Genomic DNA, 23,037 nt, shown 5'->3' on the forward strand with positions numbered 1-23,037 from the left:
AACGAACTCACCCGACAAGCATGGCTTAGCGCGTCGACCTGTCAACCGCTGCCATGCGACGGCTTCCCGTCACACACGCGCTCCACTTCGGAGCGCAAAAAGCGTCGATCGAGAAAAAATCGTTACATCACTTGGCTATTTGCCGTGTTGGTCCGTGTTCGAGGGGCACCTCCGACGGCCGCCGATCCCTACAGTGACGGGGGTCGAGGTTCCCTCGACGGATCTGTTCCCCACCGGAAGGCAGCCACATGCCCCGAGTAGTCCGGTCCCTCGCCGCAACAGGGATCGCCGGGATCCTCCTCGCCGGATCGGCCGTCGCGCCCGCCGCGGCCGCCGCCCCGGCAGCGCAACCGCCGACGTACGACCGCACCAGCGCGGCCGAGGCGCGCCGGGTGGATCGCGTGCCGACGCCGAAGCTCGACTGGTACGCCTGCTACGACTACGCCGAGTGCGCCACCGTCCGGCTGCCGCTCGACTACGACCAGCCCAAGGGCGCCACCACCGAGGTGGCGCTGCTCCGGGTGAAGGCCCGCGACCAGCAGCACAAGGTCGGCAGCCTCTTCCTCAACCCGGGCGGCCCGGGTGGCTCCGGCACGGACATCGCGCTCGCCGCGCCCTACTTCCTCGGCGACGACCTGCTCGACCGCTTCGACGTCGTCGGCGTCGACCCGCGCGGCGTGGCGGCCAGCGACAACATCAAGTGCTTCCCGTCGGTGAAGGACCAGACCCGGGCGTACGCCGGGCTGAACGTCGCCTTCCCGTGGACGAAGGCCGAGGAGAAGGCGTACGTCGCCTCGTCGAAGGCGGTCGGCAAGGCGTGCTCGACCACCGGCAAGCCGCTGACCGGCGCGGCGTCCACCGCCGAGGTGGCCCGCGACATGGACGTGCTGCGCCGGGCGGTCGGCGACAAGAAGCTCAGCTACCTGGGCTTCAGCTACGGCACCGCGCTGGGTCAGTACTACGCCAACATGTTCCCGGACCGGTTCCGCGCGCTCGTCGTGGACGGCGTGCTCAACCCGAACGCCTGGGTCGGCCAGGGCAAGGCCCGCGACCAGCTCCAGGAGACCCGGCTGCGCAGCGCCGACGGCGCCTACAAGGCGCTGCACGAGATCCTCGTCCGGTGCGGCCAGGTCGGCCCCGAGAAGTGCGAGCTGGCCGCCAAGGGCAACCCGGTCGCCGCCTACGAGACGGTCGCGAAGCGGCTGCGCAAGAAGCCGGTGGTGATCGACGACCCGGACTACGGCTCCTACACCGTCAGCTACGCCGACTTCGTCGGCGCCACGCTCGGCGCGCTCTACGACCCGTATGGCTGGTCGTCGGTCGTGGAGATCACCGTCCAGTTGCTGGCCGCCACCGACCCGGCCGCCGGCAAGGCCGCCACCGCGACGGCCCGCAAGGCGCTCGCCGCCCGCGCCGCGCAGGCCCGGCAGCAGCGGGGGTACGACTTCCCGTACAACAACGGGCTGGAGACGTTCCTCACCGTGGACTGCACCGACGCCTACCACCCGAAGAGCGCGGACGCCTGGCCGGCGCTGTCGGCCAAGGAGGACCAGCGGGCGCCCTACTTCGGGCGGGCCTGGGCCTGGGGCACCTCGCCCTGCGCCCGCAACACCTGGACCGTGCGCGACGAGGACGCCTACACCGGCCCGTTCAACCGCACCACCGCCGCCCCGGTGCTGGTGGTCGGCAACTACTGGGACCCGGCGACCAACTACCAGGGCGCGGTCGGCTCGGCCCAACTGCTGCCGAACAGCCGGCTGCTCAGCAGCGACAGTTGGGGCCACACCGCGTACGGCACCTCGGCGTGCGTGACCGGCAAGGTCGACGCGTACCTGCTCACCGGCAAGCCGCCGGCCAAGGGCACGCGCTGCGTCGGTGACTCCCAGCCGTTCCAGGACGACCCGTCGGCCGAGCGGGCGGACGCGCCCAAGAGCGAGCTGGCCCGTGCCGGCGAGCCGGGCCGGGGCGAGCCGAAGCGGCTGCCGCCGGTGGCCACCCCGCGGCCCGCGGTCGGCACGCTGACCGTCCGCTGACGGACCCCCGGGGTACGGCGGGCGATCGGGCGCCCGCCGTATCCCGGGCCCGCGGCGACACTGCCCATTGTGTGTCGACCGCTACTCTGGGTGCCCCTGTCGACGTGTCCGTGATCGAGGTGCCCGATGCCCGAGGTTCCGCCCCGCCACCGGCTCCGCTCGCTCGCCACCACGCTGGCCGTGGCGGTCACGCTCACCCTGGCCGCCGCCGCGGGCTGCGACAACCGGCGCGAACCCCCGCTGCCGTCGGTCCTCGACAAGCTGCACGAGTCGCACGTCGACGGCCAGGCGAAAATCAAGATCGGGATCTCCGAGACCGAGCCGCTGATGGGCGAACTGCGCGACGGCGCGCACACCGGCTTCGACGTCGAGATCGCCCGCTACATCGCCGCGTCGCTCGGCTTCCAGGGCGAACAGCGCATCCAGTGGGTGGCGCTGGACACCGAGGACCGCATCCCCGCGCTCCAGGGCGGCACCGTCGACCTGGTCGTGTCCAGCTTCTCGATGACCGAGGAACGGGAAAAGCTGATCAGCTTCGCCGGGCCGTACTTCGTCACCACCCAGGAGGTGATGGTGCCGAAGCGGCTCCGCGACCGCGTCCGCACCATCGAGGACCTGCGCCGGCCGGAGCTGAAGATCTGCACCAGCGGCGGCTCCACCACCGAGGCGGAGCTGGAGAAGCACCAGGTCCGGGCATACGTGGTGAAGACCGTCGGGGACTGCGTACGGGGCATCCGGGAAGGGCGCTACGACGCGGTCAGCTCCGACGAGACCATCCTGGCCGGCTTCCTGTCGCAGTACCCGACCGAGTTCGAGATCGTCGACATGCCGTTCGGCACCAGCGAACTGCTCGGCGTCGGCGTGCCGATCGGCGACCCGGCGCTGCGTGACCTGGTCGCGTTCGCCCTGCAGAAGAGCTACCTGGAGGGTCGGGACGGGATCAGCAGCCCCTGGCTGACCGCCTACAACCGCACGCTCGGACCGTGGCTGAAGGCGGACAAGTCCCAGCCGCAGCCGCTGAACGTGCCGAAGCTCGTCGACTTCGACGACAAGGCGCCCCGGCGATGACCGCCCCGCCCGAGGCCGCCCCGCCCGAAGGCGACGTGCCGGGCGCCGCCCCGCCGCCCCGTCGGACCCCGACCGGTTCCGGGTCGGTCGGCGCGCCGCCCGCCCGACCCGTACCGCCGCCGGCCGACCCGGCCGAGCGCCGCGCCCGGGCCACCCAGTCGTTCTGGACCGCGGTGGTCGGCGTGCCGGCGGTCTTCTCGGTGCTCCGGCTCGGCGTCGAGGCGGGCGGCGAGTTGCAGACCACGCTGCTGCTGGTGGCCAACGTCGGCACCGTCAACCTGCTGGCCGGCTTCCTCACCACGGCCGCCGCGCTGCTCTCCACCGCCCTGGTCGCGGTCTTCGCGCTCGGCGCGGTGCTGCGGGTGAGCGTGGAGCGGATGCCGCCCGGCACCCGCCGCCCGCTCTTCGCCCGATGGGTGGACAGCACCCCGGCCTGGTTCGCGGTGGCCAGCTTCCTGCTCGCGCTGGGCACCTGGCCGCTGCTGTACCTGCCGCTGCTGCTCCCGGCGTTCGTGGCCGCCTTCCAGCTCAGCCCGGAACGGCTGCACGAGCAGCGGGCACCCCGCCTGCTGCTGCTCGCCGCCGGCTTCGCCGGATATCTCTGGCTGCTCGGGCCCACCCTGCTCGACGCCGTCCGGCAGCGGGAGGCGCTCGCGTTGACGCTCCTGGTCGTACCCCCGGTGCTGGCGCTCTTCGTGACCGGCCCGCTGCCGGCGGCGGTGATCCGGCCGCTCGCCTCGATCACCGAGGCGGCGGTGCTGGCCATGCTGGTCTGGGCCGCACTACCGGTGATCACCACGCCGGTGCTGCCGCTGACCGTGACCACCGTCGAGTCGTCGCCCGGCGTCATGGAGGACGTCCGCGGTCACGTGGTCACCGTGGACGACGTCGACGTGGTGCTCCTCCAGGAGCGCGGCGGCGTGCGTTACCTGCCGGTCGGCCAGGTACGCGCGCAGGTGCTCTGCCCGAGCGAGGACGAACTGCCCCGGCGGCAACTGCGGGTGCGCGACTTCCACGTGGAGGACTCGCTGTTGGAGGGGCTGGGCCGCCGGGTCCGCCCGGTGCACCGGATCGACGCCGCCTGCCGCACGGCCACCTGAGTTCCGGTCACGGGCGGACCCGACGACTCAGTAGGACTTGTCCTGGCCCAGCACGTGCTGGGCGACGAAGTTGAGGATCATCTCGCGGCTGACCGGGGCGATCCGCCCGGCCCGCACCGCGCCGAGCAGCGTCGCCACGCCGTACTCGGTGGTCATGCCGGCCCCGCCGAGCGCCTGGACGGCGGTGTCCACGGCGAGCGCGGCGGCCTCGCCGGCCGCGTACTTGGCCATGTTGCCGGAGACGCCGGCCTCCAGGTCGCGGCCGGCGTCGTAGAGCGCCGCCGCCTTCTGGATCATCAGGCGGGCCAGTTCCACCTGCACGGCCGCGTGCGCGAGCGGGTGCGCCACGCCCTGGTGGGAGCCGATCGACCGGCCGCCCCAGACCTTGCGGGTGGTGGTGTAGTCGGACGCCTTCTCGATCGCGTACCGGCCGGTGCCGGCGCCCATCGCGGCGACCGTGATCCGCTCCGGGTTGAGCCCGGCGAACAGCGCCGGCAGGCCGGCGTCCAGCGACTCGCCGACCAGCGCGTCGGCGGGCAGCCGGACGTCGTCCAGGTAGAGCAGGAACTGGTTCTCCGGGGACAGGATCTCCATGTCCAGCCTGGACTTCTCCAGCCCGGGCGCATCGGTGGGCACGATGAACAACGCCGGCTTGAGCTTCCCGGTCGCGGAGTCCTCGGTGCGTGCCACCACCAGCACGTGGTCGGCCTCGTCGACGCCGGAGATGTAGACCTTACGGCCGGAGACCAGCCAGTCGTCGCCGTCGCGGCGGGCCACCGTGCCGAGCCGGTGGAAGTTCGAGCCGGCGTCCGGCTCGGTGATCGCGAAGACGATCTTCTGGGAGCCGTCGGCGAGCCCGGGAAGGTGCTTCTTGCGCTGCTCCTCGGTGCCGTGCTTGGTGATCACGGTGGCGGCGATGGCGGGGGAGACCACGAGCAGCAGCAGCGGGCAGCCCGCCGCGGCCAGCTCCTCGCAGACCAGCGCCAGTTCGGTGATGCCGCCGCCCCCGCCGCCGTACTCGGTGGGGATGTTGACGCCGAGGTAGCCGAGTCTTCCGGCCTCATGCCACAACTCGGTGGTGTGCTCACCGGCCTTGGCCTTGCGGACGAAGTAGTCGTGGCCGTACCTGCGGCCCAGCGCGCGCACGGCGTCGCGGAGCTGGTCCTGTTCGGGCGTGAGGTCGAAGTTCACTGCGGGTCCTCCTCGGGGTCGACCACGGCCAGTACCGCGCCCGTCTCCACCTGGCCGCCGGGCGGCACCGGCAGCTCCGCCACCACACCGTCGGCCGGGGCGAGCACGGGATGTTCGAGCTTCATCGCTTCCAGCGTCAGCAGCAGGTCACCGGCGGCGACCCGCTGACCGACCTCGACGTGCACCTTGGTCACCGCGCCGGGCAGCGGCGCGAGCAGCGAACCGGCGGCCAGCGCCGCGGTGGGCCGGGGCAGCCGCGGCAGCTCGGTGAGGCTCGCCGCCCCGTCCGGGCCGTCCACGAAGACCGCCGACCCCACCCGGTGTACGCGGAACGCGTGCCGCACCCCGTCGACGTCGAGCACCACCCGATCCGGCGCGGCGCTCACCAGCTCGGTGTTAAGCGGGGCCCCTTCCTCTACCGAATCCGTTAAGCGGGGGCCCCGCCTTTCCCACTCGGCGAGCGTGCCGGTGCGGGTGAGGCGGTAGGTGACCTCGATGTCGGTGAAGCGGGCGAGCTGGGGGACGGCGGGCACGTTGCGCCAGCCCGACGGCAGGCCGGCCAGCACCGGGGCGGCGGCCCGGCGGGCGGCGGCGCCGGCCAGCGCGGCGGCCAACGCGGCCAGCGGGAGCTGGTCGGCCGGCAACAGCGGTTCGAAGACCTCGGGATGCCGGTCCAGGAAGCCGGTGTCCACGTCCGCGGCGGCGAACTCGGGGCTGCGCAGCACCCGGACCAGCAGGTCCCGGTTGGTGGCCACGCCGTGCAGCTCGGCCCGGGCCAGCGCGCCGGCCAGGGCGCGGGCCGCCTCGGCCCGGGTCGGCGCCCAGGCGATCAGCTTGGCCAGCATCGAGTCGTAGTGCACGCCCACCGTCGAGCCGTCCACCACGCCCGAGTCGAGACGCAGGCCGGCGCGGGCCAGGTTCCCGAACTCGCGGTCCACCCCGGGGATCGCGAACCGGTGCAACGTGCCGGTGGCCGGGCGGAAGCCCTGGGCCGGTTCCTCGGCGCAGAGGCGTACCTCGATCGCGTAACCGCGCATCCAGGCCGTGTCGGTTGCCCCTGCCGGCAGCGGCTCGCCCTCGGCCACCAGCAGTTGCAGCCGGACCAGGTCCAGCCCGGTGGTCAGCTCGGTGACCGGGTGCTCCACCTGGAGGCGGGTGTTCATCTCCAGGAAGTGGACCTGCCCGTCCGGCGCGAGCAGGAACTCCACCGTGCCGGCGCCCACGTAGTCGACCGCCCGGCCGGCCGCCACCGCCGCCTCGTGCAGCCGCATCCGCACGTCGTCGGGGAGCACGCCGGGCGCCTCCTCGATGATCTTCTGGTGCCGGCGCTGGATGGAGCAGTCGCGTACCCCCTGCGCCACCACCGTGCCGTGGGTGTCGCCGAAGATCTGCACCTCGACGTGCCGGCCGCGCTCGACGTACCGCTCGATGAAGACGGTGCCGTCGCCGAACGCCGCCGCCGCCTCGCGGCGCGCGCCCGCGACGGCCTCGGCCAGCCCGGCCGCGTCGCGGACCACCCGCATGCCCCGGCCGCCGCCGCCCGCGCTGGCCTTCACCAGCACCGGGAAGTCGGTGACCTGCTCCGGGTCGGTCCAGGTGGGCAGCATCGGCACGCCCGCGTCGGCGAGCAGCGCCTTGGCGGCCATCTTGTCGCCCATCGCGGCGATCGCCTTGGCCGATGGCCCCACCCAGGTCAGGCCGGCGTCGGTCACCGCGGCCGCGAACTCGGCGTTCTCGGCGAGGAAGCCGTAGCCGGGGTGCACGGCGTCCGCGCCGGACCGCCGGGCCGCGTTCAGGATCAGGTCGATGCGCAGGTACGTCTCGGCGGGCGTGTTGCCCGGCAACCGGACCGCCAGGTCGGCCTCGGCCACGAACGGCGCGTCGGCGTCCGCGTCGGAGTGCACGGCCACGGTCGCCACGCCGAGCGCCCGGCAGGTGGCGAAGACCCGGCGGGCGATCTCCCCCCGGTTCGCCACGAGAAGCTTCGTGATCATTCGCCAGCCCCCTACATCCGGAAGACGCCGAAACCGTCGGCGCCCTTCACCGGTCCGTTGTGGATCGCCGACAGGCAGAGCCCGAGGACGGTACGGGTGTCCCGGGGGTCGATCACCCCGTCGTCGTAGAGCCGGCCGGAGAGGAACAGCGCCCCGGACTGCGACTCGATCTGCTGCTCGACCATCATCCGCATCGCGGTGTCGGTGTCCTCGTCGTACTCGCGTCCCCGGGCGGCGGCGGCCTGCCGGGCCACGATCGACAGCACACCGGCCAACTGTGCCGGCCCCATCACCGCCGACTTCGCGTTCGGCCAGGTGAACAGGAACCTCGGCTCGTACGCCCGGCCGCACATGCCGTAGTTGCCGGCGCCGTAGGAGGCGCCCAGGTTCACCGTCAGGTGGGGCACCGTCGAGTTCGACACCGCGTTGATCATCAGGGCGCCGTGCTTGATGATGCCGCGCTGCTCGTACTCGGTGCCGACCATGTAGCCGGTGGTGTTCTGCAGGAAGACCAGCGGGGTGTCGGCCGCGTTGGCGAGCTGGATGAACTGCGCCGCCTTCTGCGCCTCCTCGCTGAACAGCACGCCCCGGGCGTTCGCCAGCACGCCCACCGGCCAGCCGTGCAGCTCGCCCCACCCGGTCACCAGCGCGCTGCCGTACGCGGGCTTGAACTCGTCGAACGCGCTGTCGTCCAGCACCCGGGCCAGCACCTCGCGCGGGTCGAACGGCACCTTCAGGTCGGCGCTGGCGATGCCGAGCAGCTCCTCCGGGTCGTACCGGGGTGGCAGCGGGGACGGATTGCGCGGCGGCGGGCCGCCCTTGCGCCAGTTGAGCCGGCGCACGCACTGCCGGGCCAGCCGGACGGCGTCCCGCTCGTCCTCGGCGAGGAAGTCGGCCAGGCCGGACGTGCCGGCGTGCATCTTCGCGCCGCCCAGCGACTCGTCGTCGGTCACCTCGCCGGTGGCCATCTTCACCAGCGGCGGCCCGGCCAGGTAGACCTGCGACCGGTCCCGGATCATGACGGTGAAGTCGGACATGCCCGGCACGTAGGCGCCGCCGGCCGTGGCGTTGCCGAAGACCACGCTGACCGTGGGGATCTTCGCGGCGGAGAGCCGGGTCAGGTCGCGGAACACCCGCCCGCCGGGGATGAAGATCTCCGCCTGGGTGGGCAGGTCGGCGCCGGCCGACTCGACCAGGTTCACCATCGGCAGCCGGTTGGCCAGCGCGATCTCACCCGCCCGCCGGGTCTTCGCCAGCGACCACGGGTTGATCGCGCCGCCGCGTACCGTCGGGTCGTTCGCCACGACCAGGCACTCCACGCCCTCGACCACGCCGATGCCGGTCACCGTGCTGGCGCCCACCGGGAAGTCCGTGCCGTACGCGGCCACCGGCGACAGCTCCAGGAACGGGCTGTCCGGGTCGAGCAGCAGCTCGATGCGTTCCCGGGGGAGCAGCTTGCCGCGCTTGTGGTGCCGGGTCACGTACTTCTCGCCGCCGCCGGCGCGGGCCTGGTCCAGCGCCGCGTCCAGCTCGGCGAGGCGTTCCAGCAGCGCCTCCCGGTTGGCCGCGAAGGCGGGTGCGGAGGTGTCGATCGTAGTCCGGAGAACGGTCACAGGCCCATGCCCTTCGCGATGATCTCGTTCATGATCTCGGTGGTGCCGCCGCCGATGCCGAGGATGCGCGCGTCCCGATAGTGCCGCTCGACCTCCGCGTCGCGCAGGTAGCCGAAGCCGCCGTGCAGTTGCAGCGCGGCGTCGACCACGAAGTCGCAGGCGGCCACCGCCACGTTCTTCGCCATCGCCACCTCGGTCACCACCGGTTGCCCCGCGGCGACCCGCTCGGCCACCTCGTGCACGTACGCCCGGGCCGCCTCGGCGCGGGTGTGCATGTCCGCCAGCCGGTGCCGGACGAGCTGCCGGCCGGCGAGCGGACGACCGAACGTGGACCGGTCCCGGCACCACCGCACGGCCAGGTCCACGCAGCGCTGCGCGGTCGCGTACGCCTGCGTGGCGAGCGACAGCCGCTCGGCGGCGAACTGCTGCATGATGGCCAGGAAGGCGGTGTCCTCCGGGCCGACCCGGTTCGCCACCGGCACCCGGACGTCGACGAAGGACAGCTCGGCGGTGTCCGAGCAGTGCCAGCCCAGCTTCTCCAACCGCCGGCCCACGGTGAACCCGGGTGTGCCCTTGTCGACCACCAGCAGGCTCAGCGAACCCGACCCGGGGAAGTCGGTGCAGACCGCGGTGGTCACGAAGTCGGCCCGGACGCCGCTGGTGATGTACGTCTTCGACCCGTTCACCACGTAGTGGTCGCCGTCGCGTACCGCGCAGGTGCGGATGGCCGCCACGTCCGAACCGCCGTCCGGCTCGGTGATCGCGAGCGCGCCGATCATCGTCCCGCCCAGCGTGGGCCGCACGTACGTGTCGATCAGGTGCTCGTCCTGCGCCGCGATGATGTGCGGGAGCGCGATGCCGTGCGTGAACAACGCGGCGACCAGCCCGGACGAGCCGCCCGAGCGGATGATCTCCTCGGTGACGACGATCGAGTCGAGCAGGTCGCCCCCGCTGCCGCCGACCGACTCGGCGAAGCCGATGCCGAGCAGCCCGACCTTCGCGGCGGTCTCGTGCAGCGACCGGGGCACCTCGCCGGCCCGCTCCCAGTCCGACAGGTGCGGCAGCACCTCGCGGGTGACGAAGGCGCGGGTCAGCTCGCGGAGCTGCCGGCGCTCCGGGGTGTCCACGATGGTCACGCCGGCACCTCCTCCGCCGGCAGGTCGACCACCCGGGCGCGCAGCAGCTCACCGAGCGCCTTGGCCTGCGGGTCGAACCGGGTGGACGCGGCCACACCCTGCCCGAGCAGGCCCCGGATCACGAAGTTGACCGCGCGCAGGTTCGGCAGCTCGTACCGCTCGACGGTCAGCGTCGCGGTCTCCGGCAGCAACTCGGCCAGTCGTTGCACGGTGAGCCAGCCGCGCAGCCAGGCCCAGGTGGCGTCCGTACGGGCCCAGACGCCGAGGTTGGCGTCCCCACCCTTGTCGCCCGACCGCGCGCCCACCACCTCCCCAGCGCCCCCGCCGGGTGCGGGGTAAGGAGGGGCCCCCGCTTAACGCATTCGGTAGAGGCGGGGGCCCCGCCAATCGCTTCGTCGTGGGGGGCGGTGGGATGGGTACGCGTTCGCCGGTGGGGAGCACCGCGGTGTGCTCCACCGCGTCCTGCGGGATCGTGTCCGCGGTGAACACCCCGTACGGGGTGGCGTCGCCGGGCAGCGTGGTCAGCGTGCAGCCCGGGTAGGAGGCGAGCGCCAGCTCCACCGCGGCCGCCGAGAACGCCCGCCCGGCCCGCGCCTTGTCGCCGTCGCGCAGGTGTACGTGCAGCAGCGCGCTCGCCGCCTCCGTGTCGGCGGCGTCCGGGTGGTCGGTGCGGGCCAGCGTGAACTCCAGCCCCTCCGGGCCGACCGCCGCCTCCACCTGGCCCCGGACCAGCGCCGCCTTGGCCGGGATGTCCAGCCCGCACAGCACGAACGTCATCGAGTTGCGGAAGCCGCCCAGGTTGTTGACGCCCACCTTGAGCGTGTCCGGCGGCGGCGTGCCGCGCACCCCCGAGACGCGTACCCGGTCCGGGCCCTCCTGTTCCAGCCGGACCGTTTCCAGCCGGGTCACCACGTCCGGCCCGAGGTAGTCCGGCCCGCCCACCTCGTACAGGAGCTGGGCGGTGACCGTCTCCACGGTGACCGCGCCGCCGGTGCCGGCGTGCTTGGTCAGCACGGACGAGCCGTCCGGGTGCAGCTCGGCGATCGGGAAGCCTGGCCGGTGCCCGCCGTCCGGCAGCTCGGTGAAGAAGCTGAAGTTGCCGCCGGTGACCTGCGCCCCGCACTCGATCAGGTGCCCGGCCACGGTCGCCCCGGCCAGCGCGTCGAGGTCGTCCCGGGTCCAGCCGAAGCGGGCGATCGCCGGCCCGACCGCCAGCGACGCGTCGGTGACCCGGCCGGTGACCACCACGTCGGCGCCCGCGTCGAGGCAGGCCGCGATCCCGAACGCGCCCAGGTACGCGTTCGCGGTCAGCGCGTCCGGTCGCTGGAGCGCGTCGCCCGTCACGTACCCCACGCGCACGTCCAGGCCGAGTCGCGCGGCGAGTGACCGGACCGCGTCGGCCAGGCCGGCCGGGTTGAGGCCGCCCGCGTTGGTGACCAGCGTGACCCCGCGCTCCAGCGCCGTGCCGAGCACGCCTTCGGCCTGCCGCAGGAACGTCTTGGCGTAGCCGAGGGACTCGTCGCGCATCCGGTCGCGCCCGAGGATGAGCATGGTCAGTTCGGCCAGGTAGTCGCCGGTGAGCACGTCCAGCTCGCCGCCGTCGAGCATCTCCCGCCAGGCCGCGAAGCGGTCGCCGTAGAAGCCGGACGCGTTGCCGACCCGCAGCACGCTCATGAGGAGACCCCGCTCGCCGGCTCGCGCTTGTTACCGGGTGGGCCGGCGAACGCCTGGGCCACGTCCAGCCACTCGTCGGCGACCGGCCCGGTGGCGACCAGGGCCAGGTCGGCGCGGTGCCGGCGCTGGGTGACCAGCAGGCAGAAGTCGAGCGCCGGCCCGGTCACCCGGTCGGCGGCGTCCGCCGGCCCGAAGGCCCAGACCTCGTCGCCCGCCGGCGCGCCCAGCTCGACCCGGACCGGGTCCGCCGGCACCGCGCGGCCGTGCGCGGCGAAGCCGTGGCCGAGGGTACGGAAGCCGAGGTGGGCGACGTGCCGCAGCCGCGCGGTCGGGGTACGGGTGACGCCGAGCGCGTCGGCGACGTCCTCGCCGTGCGCCCAGGTCTCCATGATCCGGGCGGTGGCCATCGAGGCGGGTGACATCCGGGTGCCGTACCAGGGAAGTTTCTCGCCGGGCGGGGTGGCGGCCAGGGCCGCCGCGAGCGCGGTCCGGCCGTCCCGCCAGCGGGCCAGCAGCGCGGGCGGCGGGGCGAGGAAGGATTCGGCGCCGTCGTCGACCAGGCGGGCCGGGTCGGGTGCGGAGAGCACCGAGGCGTAGAACGCGTCCGGGTCGGTGGCGGCGAGCCCGGCGACGTGGTCGGTCCAGGCCAGGTGAGCGATCTGGTGGGCGACGGTCCACCCGGCGGCGGGCGTGGCCCGGGACCAGCCCTCCGGCGGCAGCCCGCTGACGAGCGCGTCGAGCTGGTCGGACTCGGCGGCGAGATCCGCGAGCAGTGCGGTCGGGTCGACCATGGGGCCTCCGCAGGGTGTGCCGGTCAGGGGCGTCGAGTCAGTGCGGTCCGCGCGCGTCGGTGTCGGCGGCCGGGGTGAGCAGCGTGGCGAGCTGGCGTTTCCAGGTGTGCAGCAGGGCGGTGCGGCGGGTCGAGTCGTCGTTGAGCAGGTTGGCCACGCCGAGCCCGCGCAGCAGGTCGAGGGTGGCCTGCACCGCCTCGCGGACGCCGGGGCGGCTCTCGTCCACGCCCAGCAGCTCGACCGTGAGCCGGTGCATCTCCCGGCCCACGGTCGCCTCCAGCGGCACGAGCGCGTCGCGCAACTCGGCGTCGGTGCGGGCGGCGACCCAGAGTTCGAGGGCGGCGACGAAGAGCGGCCCGGTGAAGGCCGCGGCGAGCAGGTCGACTACCCGGTCCAGCCGGCGCGGGCCGGCCGGCAACGCGTCCGCCTCGGTGCGCAGCTCCATCGCCCGGCGTTCGGCGAGGTGGGCCACGGCGGCGGTGACCAGGGCGGCCTTGGTCGGGTAGTGGTGCAACTGCGCGCCCCGGGAGACGCCGGCCCGGGCGGCCACCACGGTGGTCGTGGTGCCGGACCAGCCGTGCTCGACCAGGCAGTCGACGGTCGCCTCCAGCAGCCGGGCCTGGGTGGCGCGGCTGCGTTCCTGCTGCGGGACGCGGGTCGGTGCGGTGGGCACGGGGACAGCGTCCCGCCCCCGAAACAAACAGTCAAGACTGACTTTTTCTGCGCCCGTTATCCGACACCCCCGTCGGCCGGATTCCGCGATACTGTGCTCCGTTCACGGGGGAGGGCACGACATGGATGAATTCGTGCTGGTCGGCGGTTCCGGATTCCTCGGCACCGCGACCGCCCAGGCACTGCTGGCCGACGGCGCGCGGGTCACCACCGTGGACCGTCACCCGCCGGCCGAGACGACCACCGCCGCCGGCCTCGCCTGGATCCGCGCGGATCTGCTCACCGACGACCCGCCCGAACTGCCACCCGGCATCGTCGTGGTGCTGCTCGGCGCGAGCGAGCCGCGCCCCCGCCGGCCCTGGACGCTGCCGCTGGACAACGCCGTCAGCACCGCCCGGCTGCTGCCCCGGCTGGCCGGCCGGCAGGTGGTGCTCACCTCCTCCGTCGAGGTGTACGGCGCGGCGGACGGCCCGCTCGCCGAGGACACCGCGCCCGTGCTGCCGTGGACCCTCCAGGAGATCGACGACTGGTGCGCCCGCGCCCGCGAACTGGCCCGGACACCCTGCCCGCCCTGGCGGGCCGCCCCGCTGGCCCGCACCATGGCCGACGCCGACCCGAGCGGTCGCTGGACGTACGCGATGGCGAAGCTCGCCCAGGAACGGCTCGTCGCCGGCGCGGTCGACCCCGACCGGCTGACCGTGCTCCGGCTCGCGAACGTCGTCGGCGCCGGGCAGCACCGGGTCGTCACCCGGCTGATCCGCCGGGCCCGCCAGAGGCTGCCGCTGCCGGTCACCGCCGACGCCGTGCGCAGCTTCCTGCCCGCGGACGCCCTCGCCCGGATGCTGCGGGACGGGATCGGCCCCGGCGTGTGGAACGTCGGCGGGGCGCCGGTGCCGCTGGCCGACGTCGCCACCTGGATCCGGGACCTGTGCGGCGGCTCGGCGCCGCTGCTGACCGTGCCCCGTCAGGCGCCGGACAGCTCCGGTCGGGTGGTCACCGACAAGCTCGCCGCCGCCGGCCACCGGATCGGGCCGCTCCGCCCGCACCTGGCGACGCTGGCCGCCGAGGTGGACGACGGGACACCCCTGTTCCGGCCGCCGCTGCCGGTCGTCGTGCCACCGCCGCCGGCCGTCCCCGACCTGGTGGCCGCCCGCCAGCAGGAGGCGCTCGCCACCGGCGAGGTCAAGCACGGCAACCGGTGGACGCGGGAGCTGACCGAGCGGCTGGGCAAGGAACTGGAACTCGACGACGACCACCGGGTGCTGGTCACCGCGTCTGGCACCGCCGCGCTGCGGATCATGGTCGCCGCCACGGTCGGCCCGGCCCGGCCCGGCGACGTGGCGGTGCTGCCCTCGTACACCTTTCCCGCGACCGCGGAGATCCTGGTCCAGCTCGGCTACGCGCTGCGCTTCGTGGACGTGGACGCCGCAACCTGGACGCTGGACCCGGCGGCCGTGGCCGCCGCGATCGACCGGGGCGGGGTACGACTGGTGCTCGGCGTGGACACCTTCGGCAACCCGTGCGACTACCCGGCGCTGCGGGCGGTCTGCGAACCCGCCGGGGTGGCGCTGCTGGCCGACTCCGCCGCCGCCCTCGGCAGCCTGCACCAGGGCCGCCCGGTGGCGCAGCAGGCGCTGGCCCACTCGTACTCGATGAGCTTCGCCAAGGTGGTCTCGGCCGGCGGGGCCGGCGGCGCCCTGGTGCTGCCCGCCGACGCCGCCGAGGCGGTGCTCGCCTCGGCGGCCGGCTGGACCCGCTCCGAGCTGATGAACGAGCTGCACGCCGTGGTCGCGGTCGACCAGCTCGCGGAGCTGGACACGCTCATCCGGCACCGGGCCGAGGTGGCCGAGGTGTACGCGACCGCCGCCCGCACCCTGCCGGTCGGCGTCCAGCAGGTCCGCCCCGGGAACCGGCACTGTTGGGTGCACTGGGTGGCCCGGATCGCCGACCGGGACCGGGTGGCGGCGGAGCTGGCCGCCCTCGGCGTGCAGACCAAGCCCTACTTCGCGGCGATCCACCGCGGCCCGCTCGGCGGCGGCGAGCGGCTGCCGGTCACCGAACGGCTGGACACCGAGGCGCTGGCCCTGCCGATGTCCTCGGAACTCACCGTGGAACAGGCCGAACGGGTCGTCGCCGCGCTGCGCCGCTGCCTGCGCTGACCGACGCGGGTCAGCCCGGGAGGCGGCCGGTCACCAGCAACTGCTTGCCGGCGTCGGCGAGGACCGGGTCGTCGCCGAGGCGGCGTTCCAGCGCCAGCAGCGCGTCCCGGTCGGCGGCGAGTCGCTGGGCCAGCCCCGCCCGGCCCAGCGGCCCGGCGCTGACCAGCAACCCGGTGCTGCGGACCTCGACCAGCCCGGCGGCGGCGAACGCGGCCTCCAGCCGGGCGCGGTCCAGCAGGTGCAGGTCGGCGGCGTGCCCGTCGGACCGCCAGACGCCCCGGCGCCGGGCCAGCCGGTCCGCCGCCTCGTCGCCCCGGCCGTCGCCGACCAGTTCCAGCACCAGGCCCACCAGCGAGTCCACCAGGACGGCCAGCACCCCGCCCGGGCGCAGCCAGCCGGCCAGGTGCCGGACCGTGGCCTCCGGGTCGGCGGTGTACTGCAGGGAGCCCATGGCCAGCACCGCGCCGGCCGTGGCGGGCAACGTCACCTCGGTCATCGAGCCCTCGACCAGGGTGAAGCCGGGACCGGGCGGGCGGCGGCGCAGCTCGGCGACCATCCCCGGCGCCTGCTCCACGCCGGTCACCGGATGGCCCAGGTCGAGCAGCCGCCGGGCCCAGCGGCCCACACCGCAGCCGGCGTCCACCACCGGCCCGTCCGGCGGCAGCAGCGCCCGCACCCGCTCCCACGCCAGGTCGTCGTACGCGCGCCGGTGCGGCACCGCGAAGTGCTCCTCGTAGCCGGGGGCCAGCGCGTCGTACAGCGGCTGGCTCGGGCGCATCGGCTCAGACAAGGCTGCGCCGCCCGCGCCGCCACTGCCGGTCGGCCAGGTAGGTGCCCGGTCGCCAGCGCAGGTTGAGGCTGTAGTTGCTGCCGCAGCCCACGCACTCCTTGCGGAACAGCTTCGCGTGCTCCTCGCGGTATTCCGGGGCGTCCACGATCTCCGCGATCGGTCGCTGCCGGACCGAGGCGGTCGGGTCGTGCGCCCAGCAGCCGCCCACCTCGCCCCGGGAGTGCACCATCAGCTTGAGCTGGGACTCCGCGCAGGGCAGGTCGCGCTGCACCAGGTCGTCGAAGTGCCCGCGCAGGTAGCGCAGCTCCGAGTAGCGCGGCAGCCACCTCCGGTCGGCGCGGGCCATCGCCTCCAGTTCGGCGAGCGCCGCGTCGAGCCGGTCGCCGGCCACGTCGGTCTGGCCGGTCACCGCGTCGGTGCGGAACAGGAACGTCCGGTCGGTGACCAGGTTGAGATAGAGCGCCACCCCCAGCTCCTGGGCCAGCGCCGCGATGCCGGGCAGGCTGTCCACGTTGTCCCGCATGACGGTGAAGTTCATCCGCACCTTCAGGCCGAGCCGGTCGCGCTCCGCGATCAGGTTCCGCAGGTGCCGGGTCGTCGTCTCGAACGCGCCGAGCCGCCCCCGGATCCGGTCGTGCACCAACGCGTTCGGGCCGTCGACCGAGACGTTGAAGCTGCGTACGCCGGCGGCGAGCACCTCGGTCAGGACGGGCGGGGTGAGCCGGATGCCGTTGGTGTTCAGGTGCAGGTGGCGCACCCCCACCTCGGTGGCGTACGCCATCAGCGCCAGCGCGTCCGGCCGGATCAGCGGCTCACCGCCGGTGAAGTTCACCTTGTGGATGCGGAGCGCGACGAGTTGGCGCAGCACGTCCCGCCACTCCTCGGTGGACAGTTCGCCCCTGGTGTTGGTGGTCCAGCAGCCGCAACTCGTGCAGCGCAGGTTGCAGTTGTCGGTGAGGAACAGCTCGGCGACCAGCGGACGCACGTGCAGGCGGGGCGCGACCCGCTCCTTGACCGCGAGCCGGCCGAAGAACCAGGCCAGCCGGGCGGTGTCGGTCACGCTCACGGTCGCCTCCGGGTGGTGTCGGGCCCGTTCACGGGCGTCTCCGCGCGACGACGAAGAGGTTGGCCGAGCGGAACAGCCGGCCGTCGAGGTGGATGCCGCGTTCCAGCAGCCGGCGTACCGGGCCGCCGGTGAGCAGCGCCGGGATCTGCAACCAGCGCCAGAACAGGTTGGCGCCGGTCACCGTGGTCGGCGTGAAACCCGCCGCGTGCAGCAGGCGGAGCAGGTCGGCGGTGCGGTAGTTGGTGTGCCGGTCCCGGCCGACCGACATGTCGCCGCGCAGGTCGTCGGAGAGGTCGGCGAAGCGGCTGTGCCACACCTGCGCGCCGAACCGCCACGAGTAGATCCGGCGGTGCAGCCGGGGGAAGTCGAACTTGGCGTTGTCGGGGTCGAGGAAGCTGAACACGTGCCGGCGCGGCACGGTGAGCACCAGCAGCCCACCGGGGGCGAGCACCCGGTGCGCCTCGGCGAGCACCGCCGCCTCGTCGGGCACGTGCTCCAGCACGTCGAGCAGGCTGACCGAGTCGAAGCGGCCGTCGGCGAACGGCAGCGGCCCGCCCACCCGGAGCCGGTGCAGCGGCAGGTCCGGGTGGCGGGCGGCCAGCCCGGCCAGGTAGCCCGGGTGCGGGTCGGCGCCCTCGCACGTCACCGTGCCGTGCCGGTGCAGCGCGCCGACGAACTCCCCGGGGCCGCAGCCCAGGTCGAGGTGCCGGCCGGTGCGCCCGGCCAGCGCCGTCCACGCGAACGCGTAGCGGCGCAGCGGGTGGGTGGCGAAGGGCGGCGCGCCGGTCGCCTCGCCGGTGCGGCTCGTCGGACCGGCGGGGCGCTTGTCGGCGTCGCTCGTCGGACCGGCGGGGCGCTTGTCGGCGTCGCTCGTCGGACCGGCGGGGCGCTCGTCGGCGTCGCTCATCGGACCAGCCGGGCGCAGAGCGCGTCCAGCGTGTCGGCCAGCCGCTCGCCGTCGACCGCGCCCGGCAACGGTCGCTCGGCGACCAGCCGCCGCTGCCGCTCGGGATGCGCGGCCACCACGGCCGGCAGGTCGGCCACGTCCCACACCGCGACCACCCGGCCCGAGCGCTCCTCCTCACGCAGGTAGGCGACCTGGTGGTCGTTGCCCATCTCGCCCCGCGCCGCCTCCCGGGCCACCGCCACCGGCACCCGGCCGAGCCGCTGCACCAGCCGGACGGTGTTGCCCGCGTGGGTGATCACCACGTCGGCCGCCGCGAGCCGCTCCCGCAGGTCGTCCAGGGGCAAAAACGCGGCGTAGGGGCAGGGCGGCGTCACGGTCGAGGTGCCGGTCTGGACGAACACCTCGTGCGCGGCGCAGAGCGGTGCGACGGCGGCGACCAGGCGGTCGAACGGCCACGGACCCATGCCGACGGTGACCAGGACGCGGGCCATGGTCAGTAGAGCTCCCCGATGAGCACCGCGCGGGGTCGGGACGCCAGCAGGGCGGGCCGCTGCACCAGCACGGCGGCGGCGAGTCGGGAGCAGAGCCGGGCGGCGGCCCCGGCCGGCCCGGTCATGTTGAACGTCTCCAGCCACAGTGACGGCACCCGGAGCAGGCGCGCGGCGAGGAAGACGCCGACGGCCACCCCGGTGCCGGCCGACACCACCACGTCGGGTCGCTCCCGTCGCAGCAGCCGCAGGGCCCGCCAGGTCGCCGGGAGCACCCGGAGCCGGGTGCGGGTCGACAGCTCGGGCCGCCAGTGCACCCGCTGCCCGGCCAGCGCGACCTCGGTGTCCGGGGCGCGGACCGCCACCCAGACCGGGTCGTGCCGTTCCCACCAGGGGCGCAGGGCGAGCAGGTCCAGCAGGACGCCGCCGCTGCTGGAGACGAGGAGAATCCGGTACCGCCGGCCCATCACGTCACGCTATCGCAGAGTTGCGGCTCAGGACGTCCCTGTCCAGCGTGGACGACGAGGTCGGTCAGCGGCCGTCCCGGGGGCCGAAGGCGGTGAGCGCGTCCAGGTCGGAGTAGCGCCCGCGCAGGTACTCGTCGACCCACCGCGCCGCCTCCGGGTAACCGGACCCGGCGACCACCTCGGCGCAGGCGGCATCCGTGTCGAAGCGGGTGCGGCGCAGGTGCACGCCGGGTCCGAGCAGCGCCCACCACGCGCCCGCGCCCCCGTACGGCATGCCGACGCTGCCCGGGTTGACCACCAGGCGGCGGTCGACCAGCCGGGTGAACGGCATGTGGGTGTGCCCGCAGACCACGGTGCCCACCTCGGCCGGCAGGTCGGCGAAGACCTCGGCCCAGCGCTGCGGCCGGGAGTCGACCAACACGACCTCCTCGTCGTCGCGGGGCGTCGCGTGGCAGAACAGCACCTCACCGAGGCCGGTCACCGGCAGCGTGAGCCGTTTCGGCAACGCGGCCAGCCGGGCCACCTGGTCGTCGCGGAGCTGCCTGGCGGCCCAGTCGGAGACCTCGATCCCCGCCGGCTTCCCGGCCCGCGCCTCGACCAGCTCCCGGTCGGCGTTCCCGCCGACCCAGCGGGCCCGGTCGCCGAGTTCGGTGAGCCGGTCCAGCACCTCGACCGGCTGCGGGCCGGCGGCCAGGTCGCCGGTGAGCACGATCAGGTCGGCGGCGGCGACGTCCGGCTCGGCCAGGACGGCGTCCAGCGCCGGCAGCACACCGTGGATGTCGGAGAGGACGGCGACGCGGTCAGGCATCGTCCGAGCCTGCGGGACCCGGCGCCGGCACGTCCAGCGATTCTGCGCCCGGCAGACGTCCCGCCGGCACCGCCCGCCGGGCAGCGCGAAACGGCCCGGACCGCGCGAGGCGGGCCGGGCCGGAACGAGGCAGGGCCGGGAACGCCGGCCGGAGGTGCGTCAGACGCGCGCGCGGCGGGCCAGGCGCTCCGGGTCGAGGATGATGATGCTCTTGCCGTCCAGGCGCAGCCAGCCGCGGGAGGCGAAGTCGGCGAGCGCCTTGTTGACGGTCTCCCGGGAGGCGCCGACGAGCTGGGCGATCTCCTCCTGGGTGAGGTCGTGGGTCACCCGCAGCACGCCGCCGTCGCGGGTGCCGAACCGGCCGGCCATCTGGAGCAGGTTCTTGGCGACCCGGCCCGGCACGTCCGTGAAGATCAGGTCGGCCAGCGAGTCGTTCGTCCGGCGCAGCCTGCGGGCCAGCACCCGGAGCAACTGCTCGGCGATCTCGGGCCGATTGTTGAGCCACGGCCGCAGGGCCTGCTTGCGCAGCCGGACCAGCCGGGTGTCGGTGACCGCGGTGGCGGTCGCCGTCCGCGGGCCGGGGTCGAACAGCGACAGCTCGCCGACCATGTCCGACGGGCCCATCACGGCGATCAGGTTCTGCCGGCCGTCCGCGGCGCGGCGACCGACCTTGATCTTGCCGGACAGGAGGATGTAGAGGCTGTCGCCGGGCTCGCCCTCGTTGAAGACGACCTCGCCCTTGCGGACGTCGATCGTCTCCATCTCCTTGGCGAGCGCCTCGGCCGCCTCCGGGTCGACACCCTGGAAGATCCCGCTGCGGGCCAGTACCTCGTCCATCGCGCACCTCCGCCTGCGCCTGCCGTCCGTCGGCCCGGGTCCGCCGTCCGCTGATCCCTCGCGCGCCGCCAGTCTAGGCGCACATGAGCAGGAATCGGAGGTGCACCCCTGGATCCCCGCCCTCCGGGCCGGGTCGGCACCACCCGTCCCCACCTGTGATCGTAGGGTGACCGGCGTGCTGAGCGAGCCCACCCTGACCAGTCGGTCCGAATCCGGGCGGGACGTCCCGCTGCTGTGCTGGCGGGCGCCGGCGCCGCTGCTGGCGGTCGGCTCCGCGCCGCTGGGCGGGGGGATCGGCGTCCGCCGGTGGGTGCTGAACGCGACCGTGCCGATGTCGTACGACCGGGAGGACCCCGCCGCCCACCTGGCCGAGCTGGCCCGCGACCTGGACCTGGACGGGCCCGGGGTGGGGCTGCTGACCGGCGTGGACGTGAGCGAGGTGGTGCGCCGGACGGACGGCGGCGTGCGGGTCTGGGCGACCGTCGGCCTGGGCACCCCGGTGTGGGCCGCCGCGCCGGCGCCCGCGACGCCCGCCCAGCGGGTCGGCACGGTCAACATCGTCGTGTACGTGCCGGCGCGCCTCGGCGACGCGGCGCTGGTCAACGCGGTGGCCACCGCCACCGAGGCGAAGGCGCAGGCGATCTGGGAGCTGGGGCTGCCGGCCACCGGCACCCCCACCGACGCGGTCACCGTGCTCTGCCCGGCCGACGGCGAGCCGGCCCCGTACGGCGGTCCCCGCTCGGCCTGGGGCGCTCCGCTGGCCCGCGCGGTGTGCGCCGCTGTCCGGGCCGGTGGCGCCGGCACCGTGGTGCCCTGGTCCGACCGGCAGGCGGGCTGACGTGCCGTCCTGGCCGGTCCGACCGGCGGGCCGCCGCCGTGCGGGGCGGGCCGGCGGGCCCCGCCGACAACCGCCGGTCCGGGTGTTCCGGCCATTCGGTCCTCGTCGTGGCGTTCCCGGCACGGTAGCGTCGCCGACGATGTACGCTCCCGCCCGCTCTGCGTCCCGTTCCCGCCGCGCCGCCGGCCCGCACCCCACCGGCCCCGGCCGGCGGGGCCGCCTTCCCGGCTCGCGCCTCGCCACGCTCGTCGCGCTCGTCGCCGTCCTGCTCGCCGCCGGCTGCTCGGACTCCGGCGATGGTGACGGCCCGATCTGGCAGACCGGCCAGGGCGGGGGTTCGACCGGCTCGGCCGGGCCCGCCACGGGTGACCAGCCGGCGGCGCCCGGCGGTTCGACCGAGGCGTCGATCTCGCTCACCGCCACCGGTGACGTGATCATGGGTAACGCGCCGAACCGGCTGCCCCCGAACGGTGGCAAGGGCTTCTTCGACGACGTGAAGTCCGCGCTCAAGGGCGACCTGGTGATGGGCAACCTGGAGGAGCCGCTCACCGACGACACCGGTGCCGGCAAGTGCGGCCCGAACCCGCAGAACTGCTATCAGTTCCGGGCGCCGCCCGGTTACGCGGCGCATCTGCGCTCGGCCGGGTTCCAGCTCCTCAACCAGGCCAACAACCACGGCAACGACTACGGCCAGCAGGGCTACGAGAACACCCAGTCGGCGCTGGAGGCGCACGGGCTCAAGCACACCGGCGCGCCCGGCGAGATCACCGTGGTCGACGTCAAGGGCGTCAAGGTGGCCGTGGTGGGCTTCTCGTCGTACCCGTGGTCCAACAGCCTGATCGACCTCGACGCCGCCAAGCAGGTCATCGAGATGGCCAAGGGGATGGCCAAGCTGGTGGTGGTGCAGGTGCACATGGGCGCCGAGGGCGCCGACCGGACGCGGGTGAAGCCGGGCACCGAGATGTACGTCGGTGAGAACCGGGGCGACCCGATGCGCTTCGCCCGCACCGTGATCGACGCCGGCGCGGACCTGGTGGTCGGGCACGGCCCGCACGTGCTGCGCGGCATGGAGTTCTACCGGGGCCGGCTGATCGCCTACAGCCTGGGCAACTTCGCCGGCGGCGGGAAGTCGCTGAACAGCTCCGGTCGGCTCGGCTGGGGCGGCGTGCTCAAGGTGTCGCTCACCGCCGAGGGGCGCTTCGTCGGCGGCACGTTCACCTCGACCGCGATGAACGGCGTCGGCCGGCCGGCCGTGGACCGGCAGGACCGGGGCCTCGGGCTGGTGCGCGAGGTGACCCGGGCCGACTTCCCGGACACCGGCGCGAAGATCGACACGTCCGGCAAGATCAGCGCCCCGGCGGGTGGCTGAGCGCACGCCGCCCGCGTCGACCCACCGGAGCGTCGG

General features: G+C 74.3%; 19 protein-coding genes and 1 pseudogene. 6 read left to right on the forward strand and 14 right to left on the reverse strand.

Annotated elements, in window-relative coordinates:
• Positions 1 to 248 precede the first annotated feature (248 nt).
• The 3 genes from H1D33_RS25430 to H1D33_RS25440 all read left to right on the forward strand — a co-directional run bounded on the left by H1D33_RS25430 (position 249) and on the right by H1D33_RS25440 (position 4,201).
• On the forward strand, positions 249 to 2,033 hold the full coding sequence (locus tag H1D33_RS25430) for an alpha/beta hydrolase (RefSeq protein WP_181570779.1): 1,785 nt from the start codon (positions 249 to 251) through the stop codon (positions 2,031 to 2,033).
• A gap of 126 nt (positions 2,034 to 2,159) precedes the next feature.
• Complete coding sequence (locus tag H1D33_RS25435) at positions 2,160 to 3,101, forward strand: transporter substrate-binding domain-containing protein (RefSeq protein WP_181570778.1); 942 nt, start codon at positions 2,160 to 2,162, stop codon at positions 3,099 to 3,101.
• Positions 3,098 to 4,201 carry a hypothetical protein gene (locus tag H1D33_RS25440; RefSeq protein ID WP_181570777.1) on the forward strand — a complete coding sequence of 368 codons (1,104 nt, stop codon included), beginning with the start codon at positions 3,098 to 3,100 and terminating at the stop codon, positions 4,199 to 4,201. Before H1D33_RS25435 ends, H1D33_RS25440 begins: the two co-directional genes overlap by 4 nt.
• Positions 4,202 to 4,228: 27 nt before the next feature.
• On the opposite strand, the gene H1D33_RS25445 is transcribed toward H1D33_RS25440, so the two are convergent.
• The 7 genes and pseudogenes from H1D33_RS25445 to H1D33_RS25475 all read right to left on the reverse strand — a co-directional run bounded on the left by H1D33_RS25445 (position 4,229) and on the right by H1D33_RS25475 (position 13,273).
• Complete coding sequence (locus tag H1D33_RS25445) at positions 4,229 to 5,392, reverse strand: acyl-CoA dehydrogenase family protein (RefSeq protein WP_181570776.1); 1,164 nt, start codon at positions 5,390 to 5,392, stop codon at positions 4,229 to 4,231.
• On the reverse strand, positions 5,389 to 7,386 hold the full coding sequence (locus tag H1D33_RS25450; RefSeq protein WP_181570775.1) for an ATP-binding protein: 1,998 nt from the start codon (positions 7,384 to 7,386) through the stop codon (positions 5,389 to 5,391). Before H1D33_RS25450 ends, H1D33_RS25445 begins: the two co-directional genes overlap by 4 nt.
• An 11-nt stretch (positions 7,387 to 7,397) precedes the next feature.
• The gene (locus H1D33_RS25455) at positions 7,398 to 8,999 is read right to left on the reverse strand and encodes an acyl-CoA carboxylase subunit beta (RefSeq protein WP_181570774.1); all 1,602 of its coding nucleotides are present in this window, start codon (positions 8,997 to 8,999) and stop codon (positions 7,398 to 7,400) included.
• Positions 8,996 to 10,135, reverse strand: coding sequence for an acyl-CoA dehydrogenase family protein (locus H1D33_RS25460; RefSeq protein WP_181570773.1), 1,140 nt, complete (start codon positions 10,133 to 10,135; stop codon positions 8,996 to 8,998). The genes H1D33_RS25455 and H1D33_RS25460 overlap by 4 nt, the downstream gene beginning before the upstream one ends.
• A pseudogene (locus H1D33_RS25465) lies at positions 10,132 to 11,809 on the reverse strand (acyclic terpene utilization AtuA family protein). The gene H1D33_RS25460 and the pseudogene H1D33_RS25465 overlap by 4 nt, the downstream one beginning before the upstream one ends.
• The gene (locus tag H1D33_RS25470) at positions 11,806 to 12,600 is read right to left on the reverse strand and encodes a TIGR03084 family metal-binding protein (protein ID WP_181570772.1); all 795 of its coding nucleotides are present in this window, start codon (positions 12,598 to 12,600) and stop codon (positions 11,806 to 11,808) included. The pseudogene H1D33_RS25465 and the gene H1D33_RS25470 overlap by 4 nt, the downstream one beginning before the upstream one ends.
• Before the next feature lie 37 nt (positions 12,601 to 12,637).
• Complete coding sequence (locus tag H1D33_RS25475) at positions 12,638 to 13,273, reverse strand: TetR/AcrR family transcriptional regulator (protein WP_181570771.1); 636 nt, start codon at positions 13,271 to 13,273, stop codon at positions 12,638 to 12,640.
• Positions 13,274 to 13,394: 121 nt separating this feature from the next.
• Between H1D33_RS25475 and H1D33_RS25480 the strand changes: the two genes are divergently transcribed.
• Positions 13,395 to 15,431: an aminotransferase class I/II-fold pyridoxal phosphate-dependent enzyme gene (locus tag H1D33_RS25480; RefSeq protein WP_181570770.1), complete on the forward strand. Its 2,037-nt coding sequence runs from the start codon at positions 13,395 to 13,397 to the stop codon at positions 15,429 to 15,431.
• A 10-nt stretch (positions 15,432 to 15,441) separates the two neighbouring features.
• Here the strand turns inward: H1D33_RS25480 and H1D33_RS25485 are convergent, their stop codons facing one another.
• The 7 genes from H1D33_RS25485 to H1D33_RS25515 all read right to left on the reverse strand — a co-directional run bounded on the left by H1D33_RS25485 (position 15,442) and on the right by H1D33_RS25515 (position 20,794).
• Entirely contained in the window at positions 15,442 to 16,209 is a 768-nt protein-coding gene (locus H1D33_RS25485) for a class I SAM-dependent methyltransferase (protein ID WP_181570769.1), read from the reverse strand.
• A gap of 4 nt (positions 16,210 to 16,213) precedes the next feature.
• Positions 16,214 to 17,287 carry a radical SAM protein gene (locus H1D33_RS25490; RefSeq protein ID WP_181570768.1) on the reverse strand — a complete coding sequence of 358 codons (1,074 nt, stop codon included), beginning with the start codon at positions 17,285 to 17,287 and terminating at the stop codon, positions 16,214 to 16,216.
• A 28-nt stretch (positions 17,288 to 17,315) separates the two neighbouring features.
• Positions 17,316 to 18,194, reverse strand: a complete 879-nt coding sequence (locus H1D33_RS25495; protein ID WP_181570767.1) for a class I SAM-dependent methyltransferase — start codon at positions 18,192 to 18,194, stop codon at positions 17,316 to 17,318.
• Positions 18,191 to 18,685 (reverse strand): hypothetical protein, encoded by a 495-nt coding sequence (locus H1D33_RS25500; RefSeq protein WP_181570766.1) that lies wholly within the window; start codon positions 18,683 to 18,685, stop codon positions 18,191 to 18,193. The genes H1D33_RS25495 and H1D33_RS25500 overlap by 4 nt, the downstream gene beginning before the upstream one ends.
• 2 nt (positions 18,686 to 18,687) lie before the next feature.
• Complete coding sequence (locus tag H1D33_RS25505; RefSeq protein ID WP_181570765.1) at positions 18,688 to 19,149, reverse strand: glycosyltransferase; 462 nt, start codon at positions 19,147 to 19,149, stop codon at positions 18,688 to 18,690.
• 64 nt (positions 19,150 to 19,213) lie between these two features.
• Positions 19,214 to 19,957, reverse strand: a complete 744-nt coding sequence (locus H1D33_RS25510; protein WP_181570764.1) for a metallophosphoesterase family protein — start codon at positions 19,955 to 19,957, stop codon at positions 19,214 to 19,216.
• A gap of 159 nt (positions 19,958 to 20,116) precedes the next feature.
• Positions 20,117 to 20,794, reverse strand: a complete 678-nt coding sequence (locus tag H1D33_RS25515) for a Crp/Fnr family transcriptional regulator (RefSeq protein ID WP_088976469.1) — start codon at positions 20,792 to 20,794, stop codon at positions 20,117 to 20,119.
• 175 nt (positions 20,795 to 20,969) lie between these two features.
• Here H1D33_RS25515 and H1D33_RS25520 point away from each other — a divergent pair, with 175 nt between their 5' ends.
• The gene (locus H1D33_RS25520) at positions 20,970 to 21,632 is read left to right on the forward strand and encodes an adenosylcobinamide amidohydrolase (RefSeq protein ID WP_181570763.1); all 663 of its coding nucleotides are present in this window, start codon (positions 20,970 to 20,972) and stop codon (positions 21,630 to 21,632) included.
• A 139-nt stretch (positions 21,633 to 21,771) separates the two neighbouring features.
• Entirely contained in the window at positions 21,772 to 23,001 is a 1,230-nt protein-coding gene (locus H1D33_RS25525; RefSeq protein ID WP_181570762.1) for a CapA family protein, read from the forward strand.
• Positions 23,002 to 23,037 lie beyond the last annotated feature (36 nt).

The organism is Micromonospora ferruginea, from assembly GCF_013694245.2.
GTDB classification, from domain to species: Bacteria; Actinomycetota; Actinomycetes; order Mycobacteriales; family Micromonosporaceae; genus Micromonospora; species Micromonospora robiginosa.

What these genes read in the sequence shown, in the direction of transcription:
- H1D33_RS25480 (WP_181570770.1), top strand. Translation starts at nt 13,395, where the DNA reads ATGGATGAATTCGTGCTGGTCGGCGGTTCCGGATTCCTCGGCACCGCG.
- H1D33_RS25510 (WP_181570764.1), bottom strand. Translation starts at nt 19,957, where the DNA reads ATGCCTGACCGCGTCGCCGTCCTCTCCGACATCCACGGTGTGCTGCCG.
- H1D33_RS25485 (WP_181570769.1), bottom strand. Translation starts at nt 16,209, where the DNA reads ATGCGCCCGAGCCAGCCGCTGTACGACGCGCTGGCCCCCGGCTACGAG.
- H1D33_RS25500 (WP_181570766.1), bottom strand. Translation starts at nt 18,685, where the DNA reads ATGGCCCGCGTCCTGGTCACCGTCGGCATGGGTCCGTGGCCGTTCGAC.
- H1D33_RS25470 (WP_181570772.1), bottom strand. Translation starts at nt 12,600, where the DNA reads ATGGTCGACCCGACCGCACTGCTCGCGGATCTCGCCGCCGAGTCCGAC.
- H1D33_RS25495 (WP_181570767.1), bottom strand. Translation starts at nt 18,194, where the DNA reads ATGAGCGACGCCGACGAGCGCCCCGCCGGTCCGACGAGCGACGCCGAC.
- H1D33_RS25430 (WP_181570779.1), top strand. Translation starts at nt 249, where the DNA reads ATGCCCCGAGTAGTCCGGTCCCTCGCCGCAACAGGGATCGCCGGGATC.
- H1D33_RS25440 (WP_181570777.1), top strand. Translation starts at nt 3,098, where the DNA reads ATGACCGCCCCGCCCGAGGCCGCCCCGCCCGAAGGCGACGTGCCGGGC.
- H1D33_RS25450 (WP_181570775.1), bottom strand. Translation starts at nt 7,386, where the DNA reads ATGATCACGAAGCTTCTCGTGGCGAACCGGGGGGAGATCGCCCGCCGG.
- H1D33_RS25435 (WP_181570778.1), top strand. Translation starts at nt 2,160, where the DNA reads ATGCCCGAGGTTCCGCCCCGCCACCGGCTCCGCTCGCTCGCCACCACG.
- H1D33_RS25525 (WP_181570762.1), top strand. Translation starts at nt 21,772, where the DNA reads ATGTACGCTCCCGCCCGCTCTGCGTCCCGTTCCCGCCGCGCCGCCGGC.
- H1D33_RS25505 (WP_181570765.1), bottom strand. Translation starts at nt 19,149, where the DNA reads ATGGGCCGGCGGTACCGGATTCTCCTCGTCTCCAGCAGCGGCGGCGTC.
- H1D33_RS25515 (WP_088976469.1), bottom strand. Translation starts at nt 20,794, where the DNA reads ATGGACGAGGTACTGGCCCGCAGCGGGATCTTCCAGGGTGTCGACCCG.